This is a genomic window from Aeromicrobium marinum DSM 15272 (assembly GCF_000160775.2).
GTDB classification, from domain to species: domain Bacteria; phylum Actinomycetota; class Actinomycetes; order Propionibacteriales; family Nocardioidaceae; genus Aeromicrobium; species Aeromicrobium marinum.
Genome location: NZ_CM001024.1, coordinates 2054253 through 2073554, shown reverse-complemented (window position 1 = coordinate 2073554; position 19302 = coordinate 2054253). Strand labels below are relative to the sequence as shown.

The following is a 19302-nucleotide window of genomic DNA, read 5'->3' as shown; positions in this document are numbered from 1 at the left end:
CCTCTTGGCCGCCTCGCGTCCCGCCACTCGGACCAGCACTGTAGCCCCTCACCGCATCTCCTTCGCCAAGATCGCCGAACCTCTCGAGGTTCCCGAGCTCTTGGCCCTGCAGACCGACAGCTTCTCGTGGCTGATCGGTGACGACACCTGGCGGGCCGGCGTCGACGCCGCGCTCGAGGCCGGTCGCACCGACGTCTCCACCAAGTCCGGGCTGGAGGAGATCTTCGAGGAGATCTCCCCCATCGAGGACTTCTCCGAGACCATGAGCCTGTCGTTCCGCGACCACCGGTTCGAGCCGCCGAAGTACTCCGTCGACGACTGCAAGCTGCGCGACGTCACGTACGCCGCACCGCTGTTCGTCACCGCGGAGTTCATGAACAACGAGACCGGCGAGATCAAGAGCCAGACCGTCTTCATGGGCGACTTCCCGCTCATGACCGACGCCGGCACCTTCATCGTCAACGGCACCGAGCGCGTCGTCGTCAGCCAGCTGGTGCGGTCGCCGGGCGTGTACTTCGAGCGCACCGCCGACAAGACGTCCGACAAGGACATCTTCACCGCCCGCGTCATCCCGTCGCGCGGTGCGTGGCTGGAGTTCGAGATCGACAAGCGCGACATGGTCGGCGTGCGCCTCGACCGCAAGCGCAAGCAGAGCGTCACCGTGCTGCTCAAGGCCCTCGGCTGGTCCGAGGCGCAGATCCTCGAGGAGTTCGGCCAGTACGAGTCGATCCGGCTGACGCTCGAGAAGGACAACACCGTCGGCCAGGACGACGCCCTGCTCGACATCTACCGCAAGCTGCGTCCGGGCGAGCCGCCGTCGCGCGAGGCCGCCCAGACCCTGTTGGAGAACTACTACTTCAACCCCAAGCGGTACGACACCGCCAAGGTCGGCCGGTACAAGATCAACAAGAAGCTCGGCGTCGACGAGGCCTTCGACCAGCAGACGCTGACCGTCGACGACATCGTCGCCACGATCAAGTACATCGTGGCGCTGCACGCCGGCGAGGAGACCCTCGCGTCCCCGGCCGGTGACACGATCGTCGAGGCCGACGACATCGACCACTTCGGCAACCGCCGCATGCGGACCGTCGGCGAGCTGATCCAGAACCAGCTGCGCACCGGTCTGGCCCGCATGGAGCGCGTCGTCCGTGAGCGGATGACCACCCAGGACGTCGAGGCCATCACGCCGCAGACCCTGATCAACATCCGCCCGGTCGTGGCGGCGCTGAAGGAGTTCTTCGGCACCAGCCAGCTCAGCCAGTTCATGGACCAGAACAACCCGCTCGCGGGCCTGACGCACAAGCGGCGTCTGTCGGCCCTCGGCCCGGGTGGTCTGTCACGTGAGCGCGCGGGCTACGAGGTCCGCGACGTCCACCCGTCGCACTACGGCCGGATGTGCCCGATCGAGACCCCCGAGGGCCCGAACATCGGCCTGATCGGCTCGCTCGCGTCGTTCGGTCGGATCAACTCCTTCGGCTTCGTCGAGACCCCGTACCGCAAGGTCGTCGACGGCGTCGTCACCGACCAGATCGACTACCTCACCGCGACGGAGGAGGATCGCTACATCATCGCCCAGGCGAACTCGATCCTCACCGAGCAGAGCACCTTCGCCGAGGACGCCGTGCTGGTCCGCCAGCGTGGCGGCGAGGCCGACCTGCGTCCCGCGGGCGACGTCGACTACATGGACGTCTCCCCGCGCCAGATGGTGTCGGTGGCCACGGCCCTGATCCCGTTCCTCGAGCACGACGACGCCAACCGCGCGTTGATGGGCTCGAACATGCAGCGTCAGGCCGTCCCGCTGATCCGCAGCGACGCGCCCTTCGTCGGCACCGGCATGGAGTTCCGTGCCGCCGTCGACGCCGGTGACGTCACCGTGGCCAAGAAGCCCGGTGTCGTCAAGGAGGTCTCGGCCGACGCGGTCGAGATCGCCGAGGACGAGGGCACGTACACGACCTACCGGTTGTCCAAGTTCCACCGCTCCAACCAGGGCACCTGCACCAACCAGCGGCCCCTGGTCGCGGCGGGGCAGCGCGTCGAGGTCGGCACCCCGCTGGCCGACGGCCCGTGCACCGACGAGGGCGAGATGGCGCTGGGCACCAACCTCATGGTGGCCTTCATGCCGTGGCAGGGCCTCAACTACGAGGACGCGATCATCCTGTCGCAGCGCCTGGTGCAGGACGACACCCTCACCTCGATCCACATCGAGGAGCACGAGGTCGACGCCCGGGACACCAAGCTCGGCCCCGAGGAGATCACCCGCGACATCCCCAACGTCTCCGAGGAGATGCTGGCGAACCTCGACGAGCGCGGCATCATCCGCATCGGCGCCGAGGTCGGCAACGGTGACATCCTCGTCGGCAAGGTCACTCCCAAGGGCGAGACCGAGCTGACGCCTGAGGAGCGGCTCCTGCGCGCGATCTTCGGCGAGAAGGCGCGCGAGGTGCGCGACACGTCGCTGAAGGTGCCCCACGGCGAGTCCGGCACCGTCATCGGTGTCCGGGTCTTCGACTCGGAGAGCGGCGACGAGCTGAGCCCCGGCGTCAACCAGCTGGTCCGGGTCTACGTGGCCCAGAAGCGCAAGATCAGCGTCGGCGACAAGCTGGCCGGCCGCCACGGCAACAAGGGCGTCATCTCGCGCATCCTGCCCATCGAGGACATGCCGTTCCTCGAGGACGGCACGCCGGTCGACATCCTGCTCAACCCGCTGGGTGTTCCCGGCCGGATGAACGTCGGTCAGGTCCTCGAGCTGCACCTCGGCTGGATCGCCAAGACCGGCTGGAAGGTCGACGAGAAGACCGCGGAGTGGGCCAAGCGCCTGGCCTCGATCGGTGCCAGCGAGGCCCCGGTCGACAGCCTGGTGGCCACGCCGGTGTTCGACGGCGCGCGCGAGGACGAGATCTCGGGGCTGCTGGCCTCGACCCTGCCCAACCGCGACGGCAACCGCATGGTCAACCCGCAGGGCAAGGCCGTGCTGTTCGACGGTCGCTCGGGCGAGCCGTTCCCGGACCCCGTCAGCGTCGGGTACATGTACGTCCTGAAGCTGCACCACCTGGTCGACGACAAGATCCACGCGCGGTCGACCGGTCCGTACTCGATGATCACCCAGCAGCCGCTCGGCGGAAAGGCCCAGTTCGGTGGCCAGCGCTTCGGTGAGATGGAGGTCTGGGCCCTCGAGGCCTACGGTGCGGCCTACGCGCTGCAGGAGCTGCTGACGATCAAGTCCGACGACATCCTCGGACGCGTCAAGGTGTACGAGGCGATCGTCAAGGGCGAGAACGTGCCCGAGCCCGGCATCCCGGAGTCCTTCAAGGTCCTGGTCAAGGAGATGCAGTCGCTGTGCCTCAACGTCGAGGTGCTGTCCAGCGACGGCACCGCGGTCGAGATGCGCGACGCGGAGGAAGACCTCTTCCGTGCCGCCGAGGAGCTCGGCATCGACCTGTCCCGTCGCGAGCCGTCGTCCATCGACGACCTGTGACCCACCTCCCCCTCGACCTCTTTCACCCCTTCAGTCAAGGAAAGAAGACAACGTGCTCGACGTGAACTTCTTCGATCAGCTCAAGATCGGTCTCGCGACCGCCGACGACATCCGTCAGTGGTCGTTCGGCGAGGTCAAGAAGCCGGAGACGATCAACTACCGCACGCTCAAGCCCGAGCGTGACGGACTCTTCTGCGAGAAGATCTTCGGTCCCACCCGGGACTGGGAGTGCTACTGCGGCAAGTACAAGCGGGTCCGCTTCAAGGGCATCGTCTGTGAGCGCTGCGGCGTCGAGGTCACCCGGAGCAAGGTGCGCCGTGAGCGGATGGGCCACATCGAGCTCGCCGCCCCGGTCACCCACATCTGGTACTTCAAGGGCGTCCCCAGCCGGCTCGGCTACCTGCTCGACCTGGCCCCGAAGGACCTCGAGAAGGTCATCTACTTCGCGGCCTACATGATCACGCACGTCGACGAGGAGGCGCGTCACCGCGACCTGTCCTCGCTCGAGGCGAAGATCGACATGGAGCGGACGCAGCTGGAGACCCGCCGCGACACCGAGGTCAACGAGCGGATGGCCAAGCTCGAGGAGGACCTCAAGGTCCTGGAGGCCGACGGCGCGAAGGCCGACGCCAAGCGCAAGGTCAAGGACGCCGCCGAGCGTGAGGCCAAGCAGCGTCGCGACCGGGTGCAGCGCGAGCTGGACCGCCTCGAGGAGGTCTGGAGCCGCTTCAAGGGTCTCAAGGTCCAGGACCTCGAGGGCGACGAGCTGCTCTACCGCGACATGACGTACCGCTTCGGTGCGTACTTCGAGGGCTACATGGGCGCCGCGGCGATCCAGAAGCGCCTGCAGAGCTTCGACCTGACCGCCGAGGCGGAGTCGCTGCGCGAGATCATCGCCACCGGCAAGGGCCAGCGCAAGACCCGTGCCCTCAAGCGTCTCAAGGTCGTCTCGGCCTTCCTGGCCAGCAACAACCACCCGGCCGGCATGGTCCTGGACGCGGTCCCGGTCATCCCGCCGGAGCTGCGTCCGATGGTGCAGCTCGACGGTGGCCGCTTCGCCACCAGCGACCTGAACGACCTCTACCGCCGGGTCATCAACCGCAACAACCGGCTCAAGCGTCTGCTCGACCTCGGTGCCCCCGAGATCATCGTCAACAACGAGAAGCGGATGCTGCAGGAGGCCGTCGACTCGCTGTTCGACAACGGCCGCCGTGGTCGTCCCGTCACCGGTCCGGGCAACCGGCCGCTGAAGTCCATCTCGGACATGCTCAAGGGCAAGCAGGGTCGGTTCCGTCAGAACCTGCTCGGCAAGCGCGTCGACTACTCGGGCCGTTCGGTCATCGTGGTCGGCCCGCAGCTCAAGCTGCACCAGTGCGGTCTGCCCAAGCAGATGGCCCTGGAGCTGTTCAAGCCGTTCGTCATGAAGCGGCTCGTCGACCTCAACCACGCGCAGAACATCAAGAGCGCCAAGCGCATGGTCGAGCGGGCGCGTCCGGTCGTGTGGGACGTCCTCGAAGAGGTCATCACCGAGCACCCGGTGTTCCTCAACCGGGCACCCACGCTGCACCGCCTGGGCATCCAGGCCTTCGAGCCCCAGCTGATCGAGGGCAAGGCCATCCAGATCCACCCGCTGGTCTGCACGGCCTTCAACGCCGACTTCGACGGCGACCAGATGGCGGTGCACCTGCCGCTGTCGGCCGAGGCGCAGGCCGAGGCCCGCATCCTCATGCTCAGCACCAACAACATCCTCAAGCCGTCGGACGGCCGTCCGGTCACCATGCCCACCCAGGACATGATCATCGGCCTGTACTTCCTGACGCTGGAGCGTGACGGCAAGAAGGGCGAGGGTCGCTCGTTCAGCTCCGTCGGCGAGGCCACGATGGCCTTCGACCGCGGTGAGATCGACTTCCAGAGCAAGGTGACGATCCGCATCGACGGCACCTCGGTGTCCACGACGCTGGGTCGCGCCATCTTCAACGAGGCGCTGCCGGACGACTTCCCGTACGTCAACATCCAGGTGGGCAAGAAGGAGATCGGGGTCATCGTCAACGACCTCGCCGAGCGGTACTCCAAGGTCGACGTCGCCAACGCGCTGGACAACCTGAAGGACACCGGCTTCCACTGGGCCACCCGTTCGGGCGTCACCATCAGCATGGACGACGTCGTCAGCCCGGCCTCCAAGCCCGAGATCCTCACCAAGTACGAGGGTCACGCCGCCAAGGTGCAGTCGCAGTTCGACAAGGGCCTGATCACCGAGGACGAGCGACGTCAGGAGCTCATCGAGATCTGGACCCAGGCCACGGCCGAGGTGTCGGGCAAGATGGAGGAGGCCTTCACCGAGGACAACCCCATCTTCATGATGGTGCAGTCCGGTGCCCGCGGAAACATGATGCAGCTGCGTCAGATCGCCGCGATGCGTGGACTCGTCGCCAACCCCAAGGGCGAGATCATCCCGCGACCGATCAAGTCCAACTACCGCGAGGGCCTCAGCGTCGTCGAGTACTTCATCGCGACCCACGGTGCCCGCAAGGGACTGGCCGACACCGCGCTGCGGACGGCCGACTCCGGCTACCTGACGCGTCGACTCGTCGACGTCAGCCAGGACGTCATCATCCGCGAGGAGGACTGCGGCACCGAGCGTGGTCTGCCCAAGCGGATCGCCAGCCGGCTCGACGACGGCACGCCGATCCCGGCTGAGCACGTCGAGACCTCGGCGTACTCGCGGTGCTCGGCCTCGGCCATCACGCACCCCGAGACCGGCGAGACGCTGGTCGAGGCCGGCGGTGAGCTCGGCGACGTCGAGATCAACGACCTGATCGTGGCCGGTGTCGAGGAGATCCGCGTCCGCACCGTCCTCACCTGTGAGGCGGCGGCGGGCACCTGCGCCAAGTGCTACGGCCGTTCGTTGGCCACCGGCAAGCTGGTCGACATCGGTGAGGCGGTCGGTACGATCGCCGCGCAGTCCATCGGTGAGCCCGGCACGCAGCTGACCATGCGGACCTTCCACACCGGTGGTGTGGCCGGTGACGACATCACGCACGGTCTGCCGCGCGTGGTCGAGCTGTTCGAGGCCCGTCAGCCCAAGGGCAAGGCGCCGATCACCGAGTCGGCCGGTCGGGTCACGATCGACGACTCCGACAAGACCCGCAAGCTCGTGGTCACGCCGGACGACGGCTCGGAGATCCTGGAGTACCCGGTCACCAAGCGCGCGCGCCTGCTGATCCACGACGGCGACCACGTCGAGGTGGGCGACCAGCTGACGCACGGCACCCCCGATCCGCAGGAGGTCCTGCGCATCCTCGGTGTCCGCAAGGCGCAGGAGCACCTCGTCGACGAGGTCCAGGAGGTCTACCGCAGTCAGGGTGTGGCCATCCACGACAAGCACGTCGAGATCATCGTGCGTCAGATGCTCCGTCGGGTCACCGTCATCGAGCAGGCCGACTCCCACCTGATCCCGGGTGACCTGGCCGATCGCGCGATGTTCGAGGCCGAGAACCGTCGGGTCGTCGCCGAGGGCGGCACCCCCGCCTCGGGCCGGCCGGTGCTGATGGGCATCACGAAGGCCTCGCTGGCCGTCGAGTCGTGGCTGTCGGCGGCCTCCTTCCAGGAGACCACCCGGGTGCTCACCGACGCGGCGATCCACGGCAAGTCCGACTCGCTGCGCGGCCTGAAGGAGAACATCATCATCGGCAAGCTCATCCCGGCGGGCACCGGTCTGGACCGGTACCGCAACATCCGGGTCGAGCCCACCGAGGAGGCGCGTCAGGCTGCCTTCGCCGTCAGCGGCTACGGCAGCGACTACGACTACGGCTACGGCACGGGCGAGGCCGACCCGGTCAAGCTCGACGACTTCGACTTCACGTCGTTCGAGAGCTGAGCCCGATCTGAGCAGGGCCCCGGACCACTGGTCCGGGGCCCTTTCAGTTGCGCCTCAGGTGGGGATCTTGATCCTCGGCGACTCCGACGCGTCGCGGAACAGCCAGGTGAGGCGTGGCTCGAAGACCGGACGGAAGGTGCGGGCGACCGGCGCGGTCATCAGCAGGTTCGCCAGCACGGCTCCGGCGACCATGCAGCCGAGCACCGCCGGGGCACCGTAGGGCTCGATCCGGGCCCAGAGGTCGAACTGGCGGTCCAGCCCGATGATCACGAAGCCGTGGAGCAGGTAGCAGTAGAAGGTCCGCTCGCCCTGTGCCGTCGTCCATGACCGGCCCCACGGCACCAGGGACAGCGCCGCGGCGGTCAGGGCGAGCCCCACCAGGATGAGGGCGGCGCGCATCAGGACGCCCTCCACGGGACCGGCGTCGAGGTCGGCGTAGCGGATCCGCCACAGCAGCCACGGTGCGAGCTCGGGGGTGGCCCAGAGCTGGCTGGCCACGAACGTCGTGCCGAGCACCACGGCCGACACGACGCGGATCCTCCACTGCGCGAGCCGCTCGAACATCTCGCGGTCCAGGTGCAGGCCGATCACGTAGAACGGCAGGAAGGCGATCGTCTTGTGCAGGGCGAGGGCGTTCGGGATCTCGATGAGACCCGACGCCAGCGAGATCACGATCGAGACGGTGATCGGGTACTTCAGCGCGCGCCAGATCGGTGTCGTGAGCCGCCAGATGATCAGGGCGGCCATGAACCAGCCGACCCACTGGGGGGACAGGACCATGAGGCGTTCGGGTTCGCCGTCGTAGTGGCGGGTGATGAGCTGCAGGCTGAGCTCGACGATGAGGTACGGCACGACCAGGGTGCTCACCAGTCGGCGGATCTGCCGCAGGTCACCGACGTAGTGGCGAGCGGTGTAGCCCGAGATCAGGATGAACAACGGCATGTGGAAGGCGTAGATCCACGTGTAGACGCCCCGGGCGGAGTCCATCACCACCAGATCGGTGAGGCAGTGGCCGATGACGACCAGCAGCATGACCCAGTACCGGGCGTTGTCGAGGTACGCCACCCGCTCCCTGGCGGCCGGCGGGGTCACTGGCAGCGGGGCGAGCGAACTCATCGTGGTTGACTCTAGCGAAGCGGCACGAGAGGAAGGCGCGACCAGTGACGGAGGCCACCACGGGCCGGCGCGTGCAGCGGCTGGGCGCCTACGCGGTGCTCCTGCGCGCGGGTGAGGCCGGCGAGGAGATCCTGCTGACCCGGATCTCCGCCCGGGGATATCCGCCGGGGTGGTGGGCACTGCCCGGCGGCGGGGTCGACCACGGCGAGTCGCCGTACGACGCGGTCGTGCGCGAGGTCGCCGAGGAGACCGGGCTGGTGGCCCGGGACGCACGACTGGTCGACGTGCACTCGGTGCACACCGTGGCGCCGGGTCGAGGCGCCTTCGAGGACTACCACGGCGTGCATCTGCTGTTCGGCTGCGAGGTGGACCGCGCTGCCCGGCCGCGGGTCGTCGAGACCGACGGCACGACCGACCTGGCCGCCTGGGTGCCGGTCGTGTCGGCGGCCGACGGCCGGCAGCTGTTGCCGGTGGTGCACCACGCGCTGGGGACCGTGGACGCGTACCGCTGATCCGGGTCCGGCCGGCTCAGCCCTCCGGCGGCGGCGCGGGGGTGTACGAGAGCAGCACGTAGTGGCCGCGGGCCGTGAGCACGTGCGTGGCGACCGCCCGTTCGCCCGAGGGGGCCACGGCGGTGAAGGTGGTGTCGACCTCGTTCAGCTCCTCGACCACGTCGCGGGTGACGGGCACGTCCGGCCCCAGCGAGCCGGCGAAGTCACGGGCGATCTGCTGGGCCTCCCGACCGCGCTCGAGGAACAGGGTGGCGAATCCGGGGCGGAAGCCGCTCAGCAGCAGCGTGGCCTCCGGGGGTCGGGTCCACCCGTTCATGAGCGGTGTCGCCTGCGGTGCGTCGAGGTCCATGGCGGGCCAGACGACCCGCGAGGTCGGGTCGACGACCTCGTCGGACAGGTCGACGTCGTCGTCGCCACCCTCGCGGTCGAGCCTCGGGTCGCCCGTCTCCTCGATCCGTACCTGCATGACCGGACGCGTGAGGCTGGACGGCGGGCTGATGCGGGTCGACACGTCGCCGGGGTCGACCGCCATCTGCACGCGGAGCTCCTCGCCACCGGCCGTCACACCCGACACGTCGAGCGAGCAGTCCTGCACCCGCTCGGAGACGACCGAGCAGTACGTGGTCAGGTCGGCGGGATCGAGGCCGGCCTCGGGCAGCAGGTCGGCGATCTGGGCGACCATCGAGGTGACCGCGACGGTGGGGTCGCCGTCGATGCGCATGAAGGCGGCCGTCACGTCGGGCTCCGGCGGTTCCTCCAGCAGCTCGAAGCTGTCACGGCCGGGACGGCTGGACACGACCCCCTCGGGCGGCTCGGGGGCCGCGACGCCGTCGGGGTTGTCGCCGGCTGCGCTGAGCGCGTCGGCGACGCCGCGACGGCTGACGGCGGCGGCGAGGTCGGGCTGGTAGGCCTCGATGGTCCGCGGGCTGCGGTAGCGGGCGAGGGGTCCGAGCTGGGTGGCGCCGCGGGGCACGAGGAGTCCGTGGTCGAGCGGGGTCTCCGGACCCGACTCGTGCTCGGTGATGGCCGCCGACGGCGTGACGGCGGAGGACGAGGTGGCACCCGACCCCGCGCCGGCACCGGTCTGGCAGCCGCCGAGGGCCAGGACCAGCGCTCCGAGGGCTGCCAGGCCCTTGCGTGACGTCATCGGTTCCCCTTCGATCGAGACCCCACTTTAGAGCACCCGGCCAACGGGGCCGGGGGCCGGCGGACCGAGCGGTTCGCGGCCTCGCTGCCGCCGGGGGAGCGGTTCGCGTCGTATCCTCGAGGCGTCGCAAGGAGAGTGTCGTGTCATCACCGTCGTACCACCCGGCTCACCCCGAGACCGTGTTCACCTATGCCTCGCCGGCGTTGAAGTTCGGTGTGGGTGCCCGCCACGAGCTCGGCCACGACCTGGCGGCGTTGGGAGCGCGGCGGGTGCTGGTGGTGACCGATCCCGGCGTCGCGGCCACCGGCGTCGTCGACCGGATCGCCGAGCGGGTGCGCGGGGACGGCATCGAGGTCGTGGTGTTCGCCGACAGTCGGGTGGAGCCCACCGACACGAGCCTGGAGGAGGCGATCGCGTTCGCGCGGGCCGAGGGCCCGTTCGACGCCGTCGTGGCCGTCGGGGGCGGCAGCAGCATCGACACCGCCAAGGCGGTGAACCTGCTGACCACCAACGACGGCGAGCTGATGGACTACGTCAACGCCCCGGTCGGACGGGCGCGGGCGCCCCAGCACCCGTTGCTGCCCCTCATCGCCCTGCCCACCACCACCGGGACCGGCAGCGAGAGCACCACGATCTGCGTGCTCGACGTGGTGGCCCAGCACGTCAAGACCGGCATCTCGCACCCGCGGCTGCGGCCCACCATGGCGATCGTCGACCCCGAGCTGACCGTCACCCAGCCGTCGGCCGTCACCGCCGCATCGGGCATGGACATCCTCTGCCATGCCCTCGAGAGCTACACCGCCCGGCCGTACACGTCGTTCGACGCCAAGCAGCCGCAGGAGCGCGTGCCCTACTGCGGCTCCAACCCGATCGCCGACGTGTGGTCCGAGCGGGCCATGGCACTGCTGGCCACCGCGTTCCGCACGGCGGTGCGTGACGGCGACGACCTGCAGGCGCGCGAGCAGATGTCACTGGCCGCGACGTTCGCCGGACTGGGTTTCGGCAACGCCGGCGTGCACATCCCGCACGCGAACGCCTACCCGATCGCCGGTCAGGTGACGACCTTCCACCCGCCCGGGTACCCCGACCTGGACGGCCAGCCCGCGCACCCGATGGTGCCGCACGGCATGGCGGTCTCCCTGACCGCTCCCGCGGCGTTCCGGTTCACCTTCGAGGCCTCACCGGAACGGCACCTGCGGGCCGCGGAGCTGCTCGGCCCCGGGGCCGACCGCACCGACGACCCCCGTGAGCAGCTGCCGTCGGTGCTCACGACCCTGATGCGGGACATCGACATGCCGGCGGGCATCGGCGCGGTCGGGTTCGGCGCCGGCGATATCGACGACCTCGTCGAGGGCACCCTCAAGCAGCAGCGGCTGCTCGCCACGGCACCGCGGGAGGTCGGCGAGGACGATGCGGCGCAGATCCTGACCGAGTCGATCGAGCTGTGGTGACGGGCGCCTCGTGAGGGCCGCCCGGACCGTGACGAGCCGGCGGTGAGCGACGAGCGGACGACGGCCACCGACCGGGTGTTCCTGGCGCTGCGCGAGGCGGTCGTCAGCGGCGAGCTGGTCGCGGGGTCCCAGCACTCGATCTACCGGCTGGCCGAGGACCTCGGTGTCTCCCGGACCCCGGTGCGCGACGCCGTCCTGCGCCTGGCCGATCTGGGGCTGGTCGCCATCGAGCGCAACCGGGGGGTCCGCATCCGGGGCGTGACCGTCGAGGACGTCCGCGCCGTCTTCGAGCTGCGGGTCCTGCTGGAGTCGCCGGCGGCCGCCTTCGCGGCCCGGCACGCCGACCGGGCCGCGATCGACGACCTGGACCGGCTCGTCGGCCGGCTCCGGGAGGCCGCGCACACGCCGGACGAGCCGGAGTTCACCGGCGTGGACCGGGCGTTGCACGCCCGGATCGGGGCGGTCCTGAACAACCCGCGGTGGCAGGACCAGGTGCACCGTCTGCGCGACACGATCCAGGCCCGGGGCGTCTCGACGATCGGTCGCACCCGTCGCATGCCCGAGATCGCCGAGGAGCACGTGCCGATCGTCGAGGCCATCCGCAGTCGCGACCCCCACGAGGCGGCGCGCCGGATGTCGGAGCACCTGATCGGGACCGCCGAGCTGCTGGTGCAGCAGGTGGCGGGGGAGCCGGCCGGGTCGTCGGACTCGCGGTGGGGCGACCGGGTGCGGGCCCTCCTCGCGGTGACGGGTCCCGGCGACAGGTAGCATGCTACTGAGGCGAGAGGAGTCACCATGACGATCGTGACCGGACCGGTGGCGGCGACCGCCGACGTGGTGGCGGCGCTGCAGCGGCGAGGAGTCACGGAGGTCGACGCCACGTCGACGACCCGGGCGGCCTACAGCACCGACGCCTCGCTGTACCGGATCGTGCCCCAGGTGGTGGTGCGTCCGCGCGACGTCGACGAGGTGCTGGCCGTCGTCGACGCCAGTGCCGAGACCGGCGTCCCGATCACGGCGCGCGGCGCCGGCACGTCGATCGCGGGCAACGCGGTCGGCCGCGGCATCGTGGTCGACTTCACCCGCCACCTCAACGGGGTCCACGCGATCGACCGCGAGGCTGCCACCGCCCGGGTGGACCCCGGCGTCGTCCACGCCGTGCTGCAGCGTGCGGCGGCGCCCCACGGACTGCGCTACGGCCCCGACCCGTCCACCCACACCCGGTGCACCGTCGGCGGGATGATCGGCAACAACGCCTGCGGCAACCGCGCCCTCGGGTACGGCCGCAGCGCCGACAACGTCTCGGCGCTCGAGGTCGTCACCGCGGGCGGGGAGCGCCTCCGGCTGGGATCCGGGCCGGCTCCGACCTCGGCCACCCTCGACCGCCTGCGGGCGGAGGTCGGCCAGCGACTCGCCATGGTGCGCACCGAGTTCGGGACCTTCGGCCGGCAGGTGTCCGGCTACAGCCTCGAGCACCTGCTGCCGGAGCGCGGTTTCGACGTCGCCTCGTTCCTCGCCGGCACCGAGGGCACGCTCGCCCTCGTGACAGGTGCCACCGTCGACCTGGTCCGCGACCCGTCGTGGCGTCACCTCGTCGTGCTGGGCTACGCGACGATGGCCGAGGCCGCCGACCACGTGCCGGACGTCCTGCCGTTCGGTCCCACGGCGTGCGAGGGCCTCGGCCAGCGGATCGTCGAGGTGTACCGGTCCGCCAAGGGGCCGGCCGCCGTGCCCGACCTGCCGCGCGGTGGCGGGTACCTGTACGTCGAGCTCGCGGGGGAGGACCCCGCCGAGCTCGCGGCCCGGGCCGACGACGTCGTGGCCGCGGCCGGGGCGCTGGAGCACCGGCACGTCACCGCGGTGGGGGAGCAGGCCGTGCTCTGGCGCATCCGCGAGGAGGGTGCGGGCCTGGCCGCCCGCGCCCTGGACCGGCCCGCGCTGTCGGGGTGGGAGGACGCAGCGGTCCCGCCGGCGCGACTGGGCGCCTACCTGCGGGACTTCGAGGCCCTCCTCCTCCAGCACGGCGTCGACGGCGTGCCGTACGGACACTTCGGCGACGGATGCGTGCACGTGCGGATCAGCTTCGGGCTCGACCAGCCCGACGGGCACCAGGCGTTCCGCTCGTTCCTCCACGACGCGGCCCGGCTGACCGCGAGCCACGGCGGTTCGTTCTCCGGCGAGCACGGGGACGGTCGTGCCCGTTCGGAGCTGTTGCCGTTGATGTACTCGCCCGAGGCGATCGAGACGTTCGCCCGGGTCAAGCAGATCTTCGATCCGCGGAACCTGTTGAACCCCGGGGTGCTGGTCGAGCCCGCAGCCGTCGACGACGACCTGCGCGGCTCCGGTCGTGGGTGGGACCCCGGTCGGGCGTCGTCGCGACGGGGCCTGCGGCTCCTGCACGACGACGGCGACTTCGGCGCGGCCGTCCACCGCTGCACCGGGGTGGGCAAGTGCATCGCCGACAACCGGGCCACCGGCGGGGTCATGTGCCCCTCCTTCCAGGCGACCCGCGACGAGAAGCACACCACCCGTGGTCGGGCGCGGGTGCTGCAGGAGATGGTCGACGGCCGGCACGTGACCGGTGGCTGGCGCTCTCCGGAGGTCCACGAGGCGCTGGACCTGTGCCTGTCGTGCAAGGGCTGTCTGAGCGACTGCCCGACGGGCGTGGACATGGCGACCTACAAGTCGGAGGTGCTCCACCAGACCTACCGGGGCCGTTTGCGCCCCCGCAGCCACTACGTCCTCGGCCGGCTGCCGTTCTGGGCCCGGCTCACCTCGCCGGTCGCCCGACTGGTCAACCTGAGCCTGCGGACCCCCGGCCTGGCCCACCTCGCGCGGTGGGTGGCGGGCGTCGACCAGCGGCGCAGCCTCCCGCCGTTCGCGGTCCGGCCCTTCTCCCGCACCCTGCGCCGACAGCGCCGGCGGGCTGTTCCGCTCGCCCACGACCGTCCCGGCGCGCCGGGCGTCGACGCGCCACCGGTGCTCCTGTGGGTGGACTCGTTCACCGAGTTCTTCGAGACGGCAGGCGGCCACGCGACGGTCCGCCTGCTGGAGTCGGCCGGCTACCGGGTCCAGGTGCTGTCGCGTCAGGTGTGCTGCGGACTCACGTGGATCACCACCGGACAGCTCGACCGGGCCCGCGAGCTCGTCATGACGGCGATCGACGCCCTGCACCCGTTCGTCGTGGCCGGCGTGCCGGTGGTGGGGGTCGAACCCTCCTGCCTGGCGGTGCTGCGCTCCGACGCCGTCGAGCTGACCGACGACCCCCGGGCCGCCGAGGTCGCGGGCGGGGTGGCGACCCTGGCCGAGCTGTTGGAGCGGACCCCGGGGTGGCAGCCGCCGGACCTCACGGGCACGACCCTGGTGGTGCAGCCGCACTGCCACCAGGCGTCGGTCATGGGTTTCGAGGCCGACCTGGCGGTGATGGAGCGCACCGGTGCGTCGATCGAACGGCTGGCCGGCTGCTGCGGCCTGGCGGGCAACTTCGGGGTCGAGAAGGGGCACTACGACGTGTCGGTGGCGGTGGGGGAGCACCAGCTGCTTCCGGCGGTTCGTAACGCACCCCCGGGTGCGATCGTTGTGGCCGACGGGTTCTCGTGCCGCACCCAGCTGCTGGACCTCGCGGCCACCCGAGCCCTGACACTCGCCGAGCTGCTGGAGGCCTGACATGGACCACCTGGTCGAACTCGGGTCAGCGATGACCCGGTACGCCGAGCTCAGCGACGCCGCCTTCGGCACCGAGCAGGTGCCCGCGTGCCCGGGCTGGACGGTGGCCGACCTGACCCGCCACCTCGGAACCGTGCACCGGTGGGCCGCGGCGACCGTGATGTCGGGGCAACGGGTGGACCAGCCGGCCGACGTCGTCGTGACCGAGCCGGTGTCGGAGTGGTACGCCGCTGTCGCCTCGGCCCTGCTGGCCGTGCTGCAGGCGGTGCACCCGGACGAGCCCACGCCCAACTTCTCCCTGATCCGGGAGCGGGCCGCCTTCTGGCCGCGGCGACAGCTGCACGAGACCACCGTGCACAGCGTCGACGTGGCCCAGGCCCTGGGCATGGACGGCGGTGGATGGCCGGTGGCGCCGGTGCTGGCCGCCGACGGGGTCGACGAGGTCCTCACCGTGTTCTTCCCCCGGATGACCGCCCGGGGCCGGCGGCCCGACCTGCAGGGACGGGTGCGGATCACCGCCACCGACGTCGGCCGGACCTGGCTGCTCGAACCGGGCAGCGGGCTGCACGCGCCGCCGGTGCTGGCCTACGACGCGCCGGGGACCCCGCACGACGCGGAGATCCGCGGCACGGCGGAGGCCCTCTACCTGGGCCTGTGGAACCGTTGGCCGCACGACCGGCTCGAGGTGGACGGCGAGGCCGGAGCCGCCCTGCTCGCGGGACCGACGGTTCCCTGACGGCCGGGCGACGAGGCCGCCCGCCCGGTTTTGACCGTCCTCCGTCCAGCCGGTAGTCTTGGTCGCTGTGCCCTCGGGTACCGCCCGTGTGAAGTGCGCGCGGCGCGGAACTCGTCCCGGTGCATGGTGCGCGCTCCCGATCCCGCTGGATCCGCAGGACGCACCGCCACCGACCGTTCCGGTCCCGCAGCATCCTCGTAGGACATCCGCGCCACGCCAGCAGAAGGAAGTACGTAGTGCCCACGATCAACCAGTTGGTCCGCAAGGGTCGCCAGTCCAAGGCGGTCAAGAGCAACACGCCCGCGCTGAAGGGTTCGCCCCAGCGCCGTGGCGTGTGCACCCGCGTGTACACGACGACCCCGAAGAAGCCGAACTCCGCGCTCCGCAAGGTGGCCCGTGTGAAGCTCTCCAGCGGTACCGAGGTCACGGCCTACATCCCCGGCGAGGGCCACAACCTGCAGGAGCACTCGATCGTGCTCGTGCGCGGCGGCCGCGTGAAGGACCTTCCGGGTGTCCGCTACAAGATCATCCGTGGCTCGCTCGACACCCAGGGTGTCAAGGGTCGCAAGCAGGCTCGCAGCCGCTACGGCGCGAAGAAGGAGAAGAGCTGATGCCCCGCAAAGGCCCCGCGATCAAGCGGATCCCCGAGACCGACCCGGTCTACAGCAACCAGCTCGTGACGATGCTGATCAACAAGATCCTCGTCGACGGCAAGAAGCAGACCGCTCAGCGCATCGTGTACTCGGCGCTGGAGGGCACCCGCGAGAAGTCGGGCACCGACCCGGTCATCACGCTCAAGCGTGCGCTCGACAACGTCAAGCCCAGCCTCGAGGTCAAGAGCCGCCGTGTCGGTGGCGCCACCTACCAGGTGCCGATCGAGGTGCGTCCGGCCCGTCAGACGACCCTCGCCCTGCGGTGGCTGGTCAAGTACTCCAGCGAGCGTCGCGAGAAGACGATGGCCGAGCGCCTGCAGAACGAGCTCCTCGACGCCAGCAACGGCCTCGGCGGGGCCGTCAAGAAGCGCGAGGACACCCACAAGATGGCCGAGGCCAACCGCGCCTTCGCCCACTACCGCTGGTGACCTCGGCCTCCTGAGCCGAACCCCCTGGAATTCTGACGGAAAGTAGCGCCGCTCTTCATGGCAACTGACATCACCACCGATCTCAACCGCGTCCGCAACATCGGCATCATGGCGCACATCGACGCCGGCAAGACGACGACGACCGAGCGGATCCTGTTCTACACCGGTATCAACTACAAGATCGGTGAGGTCCACGACGGCGGCGCCACGATGGACTGGATGGAGCAGGAGCAGGAGCGCGGCATCACCATCACGTCCGCCGCCACCACCTGCTGGTGGAAGGACAACCAGATCAACATCATCGACACCCCCGGGCACGTCGACTTCACCGTCGAGGTCGAGCGCAACCTGCGCGTCCTCGACGGCGCGGTCGCGGTGTTCGACGGTGTCGCCGGTGTCGAGCCGCAGTCCGAGACGGTGTGGCGTCAGGCCGACAAGTACGGCGTGCCGCGCATGTGCTTCGTCAACAAGCTCGACCGCACGGGCGCCAGTTTCGACTACTGCGTCAAGACCATCCGCGAGCGCCTCGGCGCCACCGCGCTGGTCCTGCAGGTGCCGATCGGTGCCGAGGGTGACTTCATCGGTGTCGTCGACCTGATCGGCATGCGCGCCCTGGTGTGGCGCGGCGAGACCGCCATCGGCGAGGACTACGCCATCGAGGAGATCCCGGCCGACCTGGCCGACGAGGCCGCCGAGGCCCGCGAGTCGATGCTCGAGACCCTGTCGGACGTCGACGACGAGATCGCCGAGCTGTTCCTCGACGGTGCCGAGATCGGTGTCGACGTGCTGAAGGCCGCGATCCGTCGCGCCACGCTGGCGGCCCTGCTCAACCCGGTCCTGTGCGGCACCGCGTTCAAGAACAAGGGCGTGCAGCCGCTGCTCGACGCGGTCATCGACTTCCTGCCCTCGCCGATCGACGTCGGTGCCATCACCGGTCTGGACCCCCGCGACGAGACGGTCAGCGACACCCGCGAGCCGAACGAGAGCGCGCCGTTCGCGGCCCTCGCGTTCAAGATCGCGTCCGACCCGCACCTGGGCAAGCTCACCTACCTGCGCGTCTACTCCGGTCGACTCGAGGCCGGCAGCACGGTCATCAACGTGACCAAGGGCCGCAAGGAGCGCATCGGCAAGATCTACCAGATGCACGCCAACAAGCGGGCCGAGATCGCGTCGGTCGGCGCCGGTCAGATCGTCGCCGTCATGGGTCTGAAGGACACCACCACGGGCGAGACCCTGGCCGATCCGCAGAACCAGATCGTCCTGGAGTCCATGACGTTCCCCGACCCGGTCATCCAGGTCGCGATCGAGCCCAAGACCAAGAGCGACCAGGAGAAGCTCGGCACCGCCATCCAGCGGCTCGCCGAGGAGGACCCGACCTTCCAGGTGCACACCGACGAGGAGACCGGGCAGACGATCATCGCCGGCATGGGCGAGCTCCACCTCGACATCCTGGTCGACCGCATGAAGCGCGAGTTCAACGTCGAGGCGAACGTCGGCAAGCCTCAGGTCGCCTACCGCGAGACGATCAAGAAGACCGTCACCGGTCACAGCTACACGCACAAGAAGCAGACCGGTGGTTCGGGCCAGTTCGCCAAGGTGATCATCGGCATCGCGCCGACCGGTCCGCTGAGCGGCGGCGAGGGCGGCTACGAGTTCTCCAACGAGGTCACCGGCGGTCGCGTCCCGCGCGAGTACATCCCGTCGGTCGACGCCGGCGCGCAGGACGCCATGCAGTTCGGTGTCCTCGCCGGCTACCAGATGGTCGACGTGAAGGTCACGCTCGAGGACGGCGCCTACCACGACGTCGACTCCTCGGAGCTGGCGTTCAAGCTCGCCGGCTCGATGGCGTTCAAGGAGGCCGCTCGCAAGGCCGAGCCGGTCCTGCTGGAGCCCGTCTTCGCCGTCGAGGTCACGACCCCCGAGGACTACATGGGCGACGTGATCGGCGACCTCAACTCCCGTCGCGGCCAGGTCCAGGCGATGGAGGAGGGCTACGGCGGCGCCAAGCTCGTCAAGGCGATCGTGCCCCTGTCGGAGATGTTCGGCTACGTCGGCGACCTGCGGTCCAAGACCTCGGGCCGTGCGTCATACTCGATGCAGTTCGACTCCTACGCCGAGGTCCCCAAGGCCGTCGCCGAGGAGATCATCAAGAAGGCCCGCGGCGAGTAGGTTCGCGGCCATCCACTAAGGTGTCCTGAGGTTCCCGTAGGGACCCGACGGCTTTGTTCACCCAGCTTTCAC

General features: G+C 69.9%; 12 protein-coding genes. 10 read left to right on the top strand and 2 right to left on the bottom strand.

Annotation, left to right across the window (positions count from 1 at the left end; translation table 11 throughout):
* Positions 1–4: 4 nt before the first annotated feature.
* Both rpoB and HMPREF0063_RS10520 read left to right on the top strand, forming a co-directional pair.
* Positions 5–3475: a DNA-directed RNA polymerase subunit beta gene (rpoB, locus tag HMPREF0063_RS10525; protein WP_007078651.1), complete on the top strand. Its 3471-nt coding sequence runs from the start codon at positions 5–7 to the stop codon at positions 3473–3475.
* Between the two features lie 52 nt (positions 3476–3527).
* Positions 3528–7352 carry a DNA-directed RNA polymerase subunit beta' gene (locus HMPREF0063_RS10520; protein ID WP_007078650.1) on the top strand — a complete coding sequence of 1275 codons (3825 nt, stop codon included), beginning with the start codon at positions 3528–3530 and terminating at the stop codon, positions 7350–7352.
* Between the two features lie 54 nt (positions 7353–7406).
* Here HMPREF0063_RS10520 and HMPREF0063_RS10515 read toward each other — a convergent pair whose 3' ends face one another.
* Positions 7407–8468, bottom strand: coding sequence for an acyltransferase family protein (locus HMPREF0063_RS10515; protein ID WP_007078649.1), 1062 nt, complete (start codon positions 8466–8468; stop codon positions 7407–7409).
* A gap of 44 nt (positions 8469–8512) precedes the next feature.
* Here HMPREF0063_RS10515 and HMPREF0063_RS10510 point away from each other — a divergent pair, with 44 nt between their 5' ends.
* Entirely contained in the window at positions 8513–8980 is a 468-nt protein-coding gene (locus tag HMPREF0063_RS10510; protein ID WP_007078648.1) for an NUDIX hydrolase, read from the top strand.
* A 16-nt stretch (positions 8981–8996) separates the two neighbouring features.
* Here the strand turns inward: HMPREF0063_RS10510 and HMPREF0063_RS10505 are convergent, their stop codons facing one another.
* Positions 8997–10127 (bottom strand): hypothetical protein, encoded by a 1131-nt coding sequence (locus HMPREF0063_RS10505; protein ID WP_007078647.1) that lies wholly within the window; start codon positions 10125–10127, stop codon positions 8997–8999.
* A gap of 140 nt (positions 10128–10267) precedes the next feature.
* Between HMPREF0063_RS10505 and HMPREF0063_RS10500 the strand changes: the two genes are divergently transcribed.
* The 7 genes from HMPREF0063_RS10500 to fusA all read left to right on the top strand — a co-directional run bounded on the left by HMPREF0063_RS10500 (position 10268) and on the right by fusA (position 19230).
* Complete coding sequence (locus HMPREF0063_RS10500; protein WP_007078646.1) at positions 10268–11578, top strand: hydroxyacid-oxoacid transhydrogenase; 1311 nt, start codon at positions 10268–10270, stop codon at positions 11576–11578.
* A 42-nt stretch (positions 11579–11620) separates the two neighbouring features.
* Positions 11621–12346: a GntR family transcriptional regulator gene (locus tag HMPREF0063_RS10495; RefSeq protein WP_007078645.1), complete on the top strand. Its 726-nt coding sequence runs from the start codon at positions 11621–11623 to the stop codon at positions 12344–12346.
* A 27-nt stretch (positions 12347–12373) separates the two neighbouring features.
* Entirely contained in the window at positions 12374–15244 is a 2871-nt protein-coding gene (locus tag HMPREF0063_RS10490) for an FAD-binding and (Fe-S)-binding domain-containing protein (RefSeq protein WP_007078644.1), read from the top strand.
* A 31-nt stretch (positions 15245–15275) separates the two neighbouring features.
* On the top strand, positions 15276–15980 hold the full coding sequence (locus HMPREF0063_RS15825) for a maleylpyruvate isomerase family mycothiol-dependent enzyme (RefSeq protein WP_169309978.1): 705 nt from the start codon (positions 15276–15278) through the stop codon (positions 15978–15980).
* 236 nt (positions 15981–16216) lie between these two features.
* Positions 16217–16591 (top strand): 30S ribosomal protein S12, encoded by a 375-nt coding sequence (gene rpsL / locus HMPREF0063_RS10480; protein ID WP_007078642.1) that lies wholly within the window; start codon positions 16217–16219, stop codon positions 16589–16591.
* A complete protein-coding gene (gene rpsG, locus HMPREF0063_RS10475) occupies positions 16591–17061 on the top strand; it encodes a 30S ribosomal protein S7 (RefSeq protein ID WP_007078641.1) in 471 nt (156 codons plus the stop codon). The genes rpsL and rpsG overlap by 1 nt, the downstream gene beginning before the upstream one ends.
* Positions 17062–17118: 57 nt before the next feature.
* Positions 17119–19230: an elongation factor G gene (gene fusA, locus HMPREF0063_RS10470; protein ID WP_007078640.1), complete on the top strand. Its 2112-nt coding sequence runs from the start codon at positions 17119–17121 to the stop codon at positions 19228–19230.
* Positions 19231–19302: the final 72 nt, after the last annotated feature.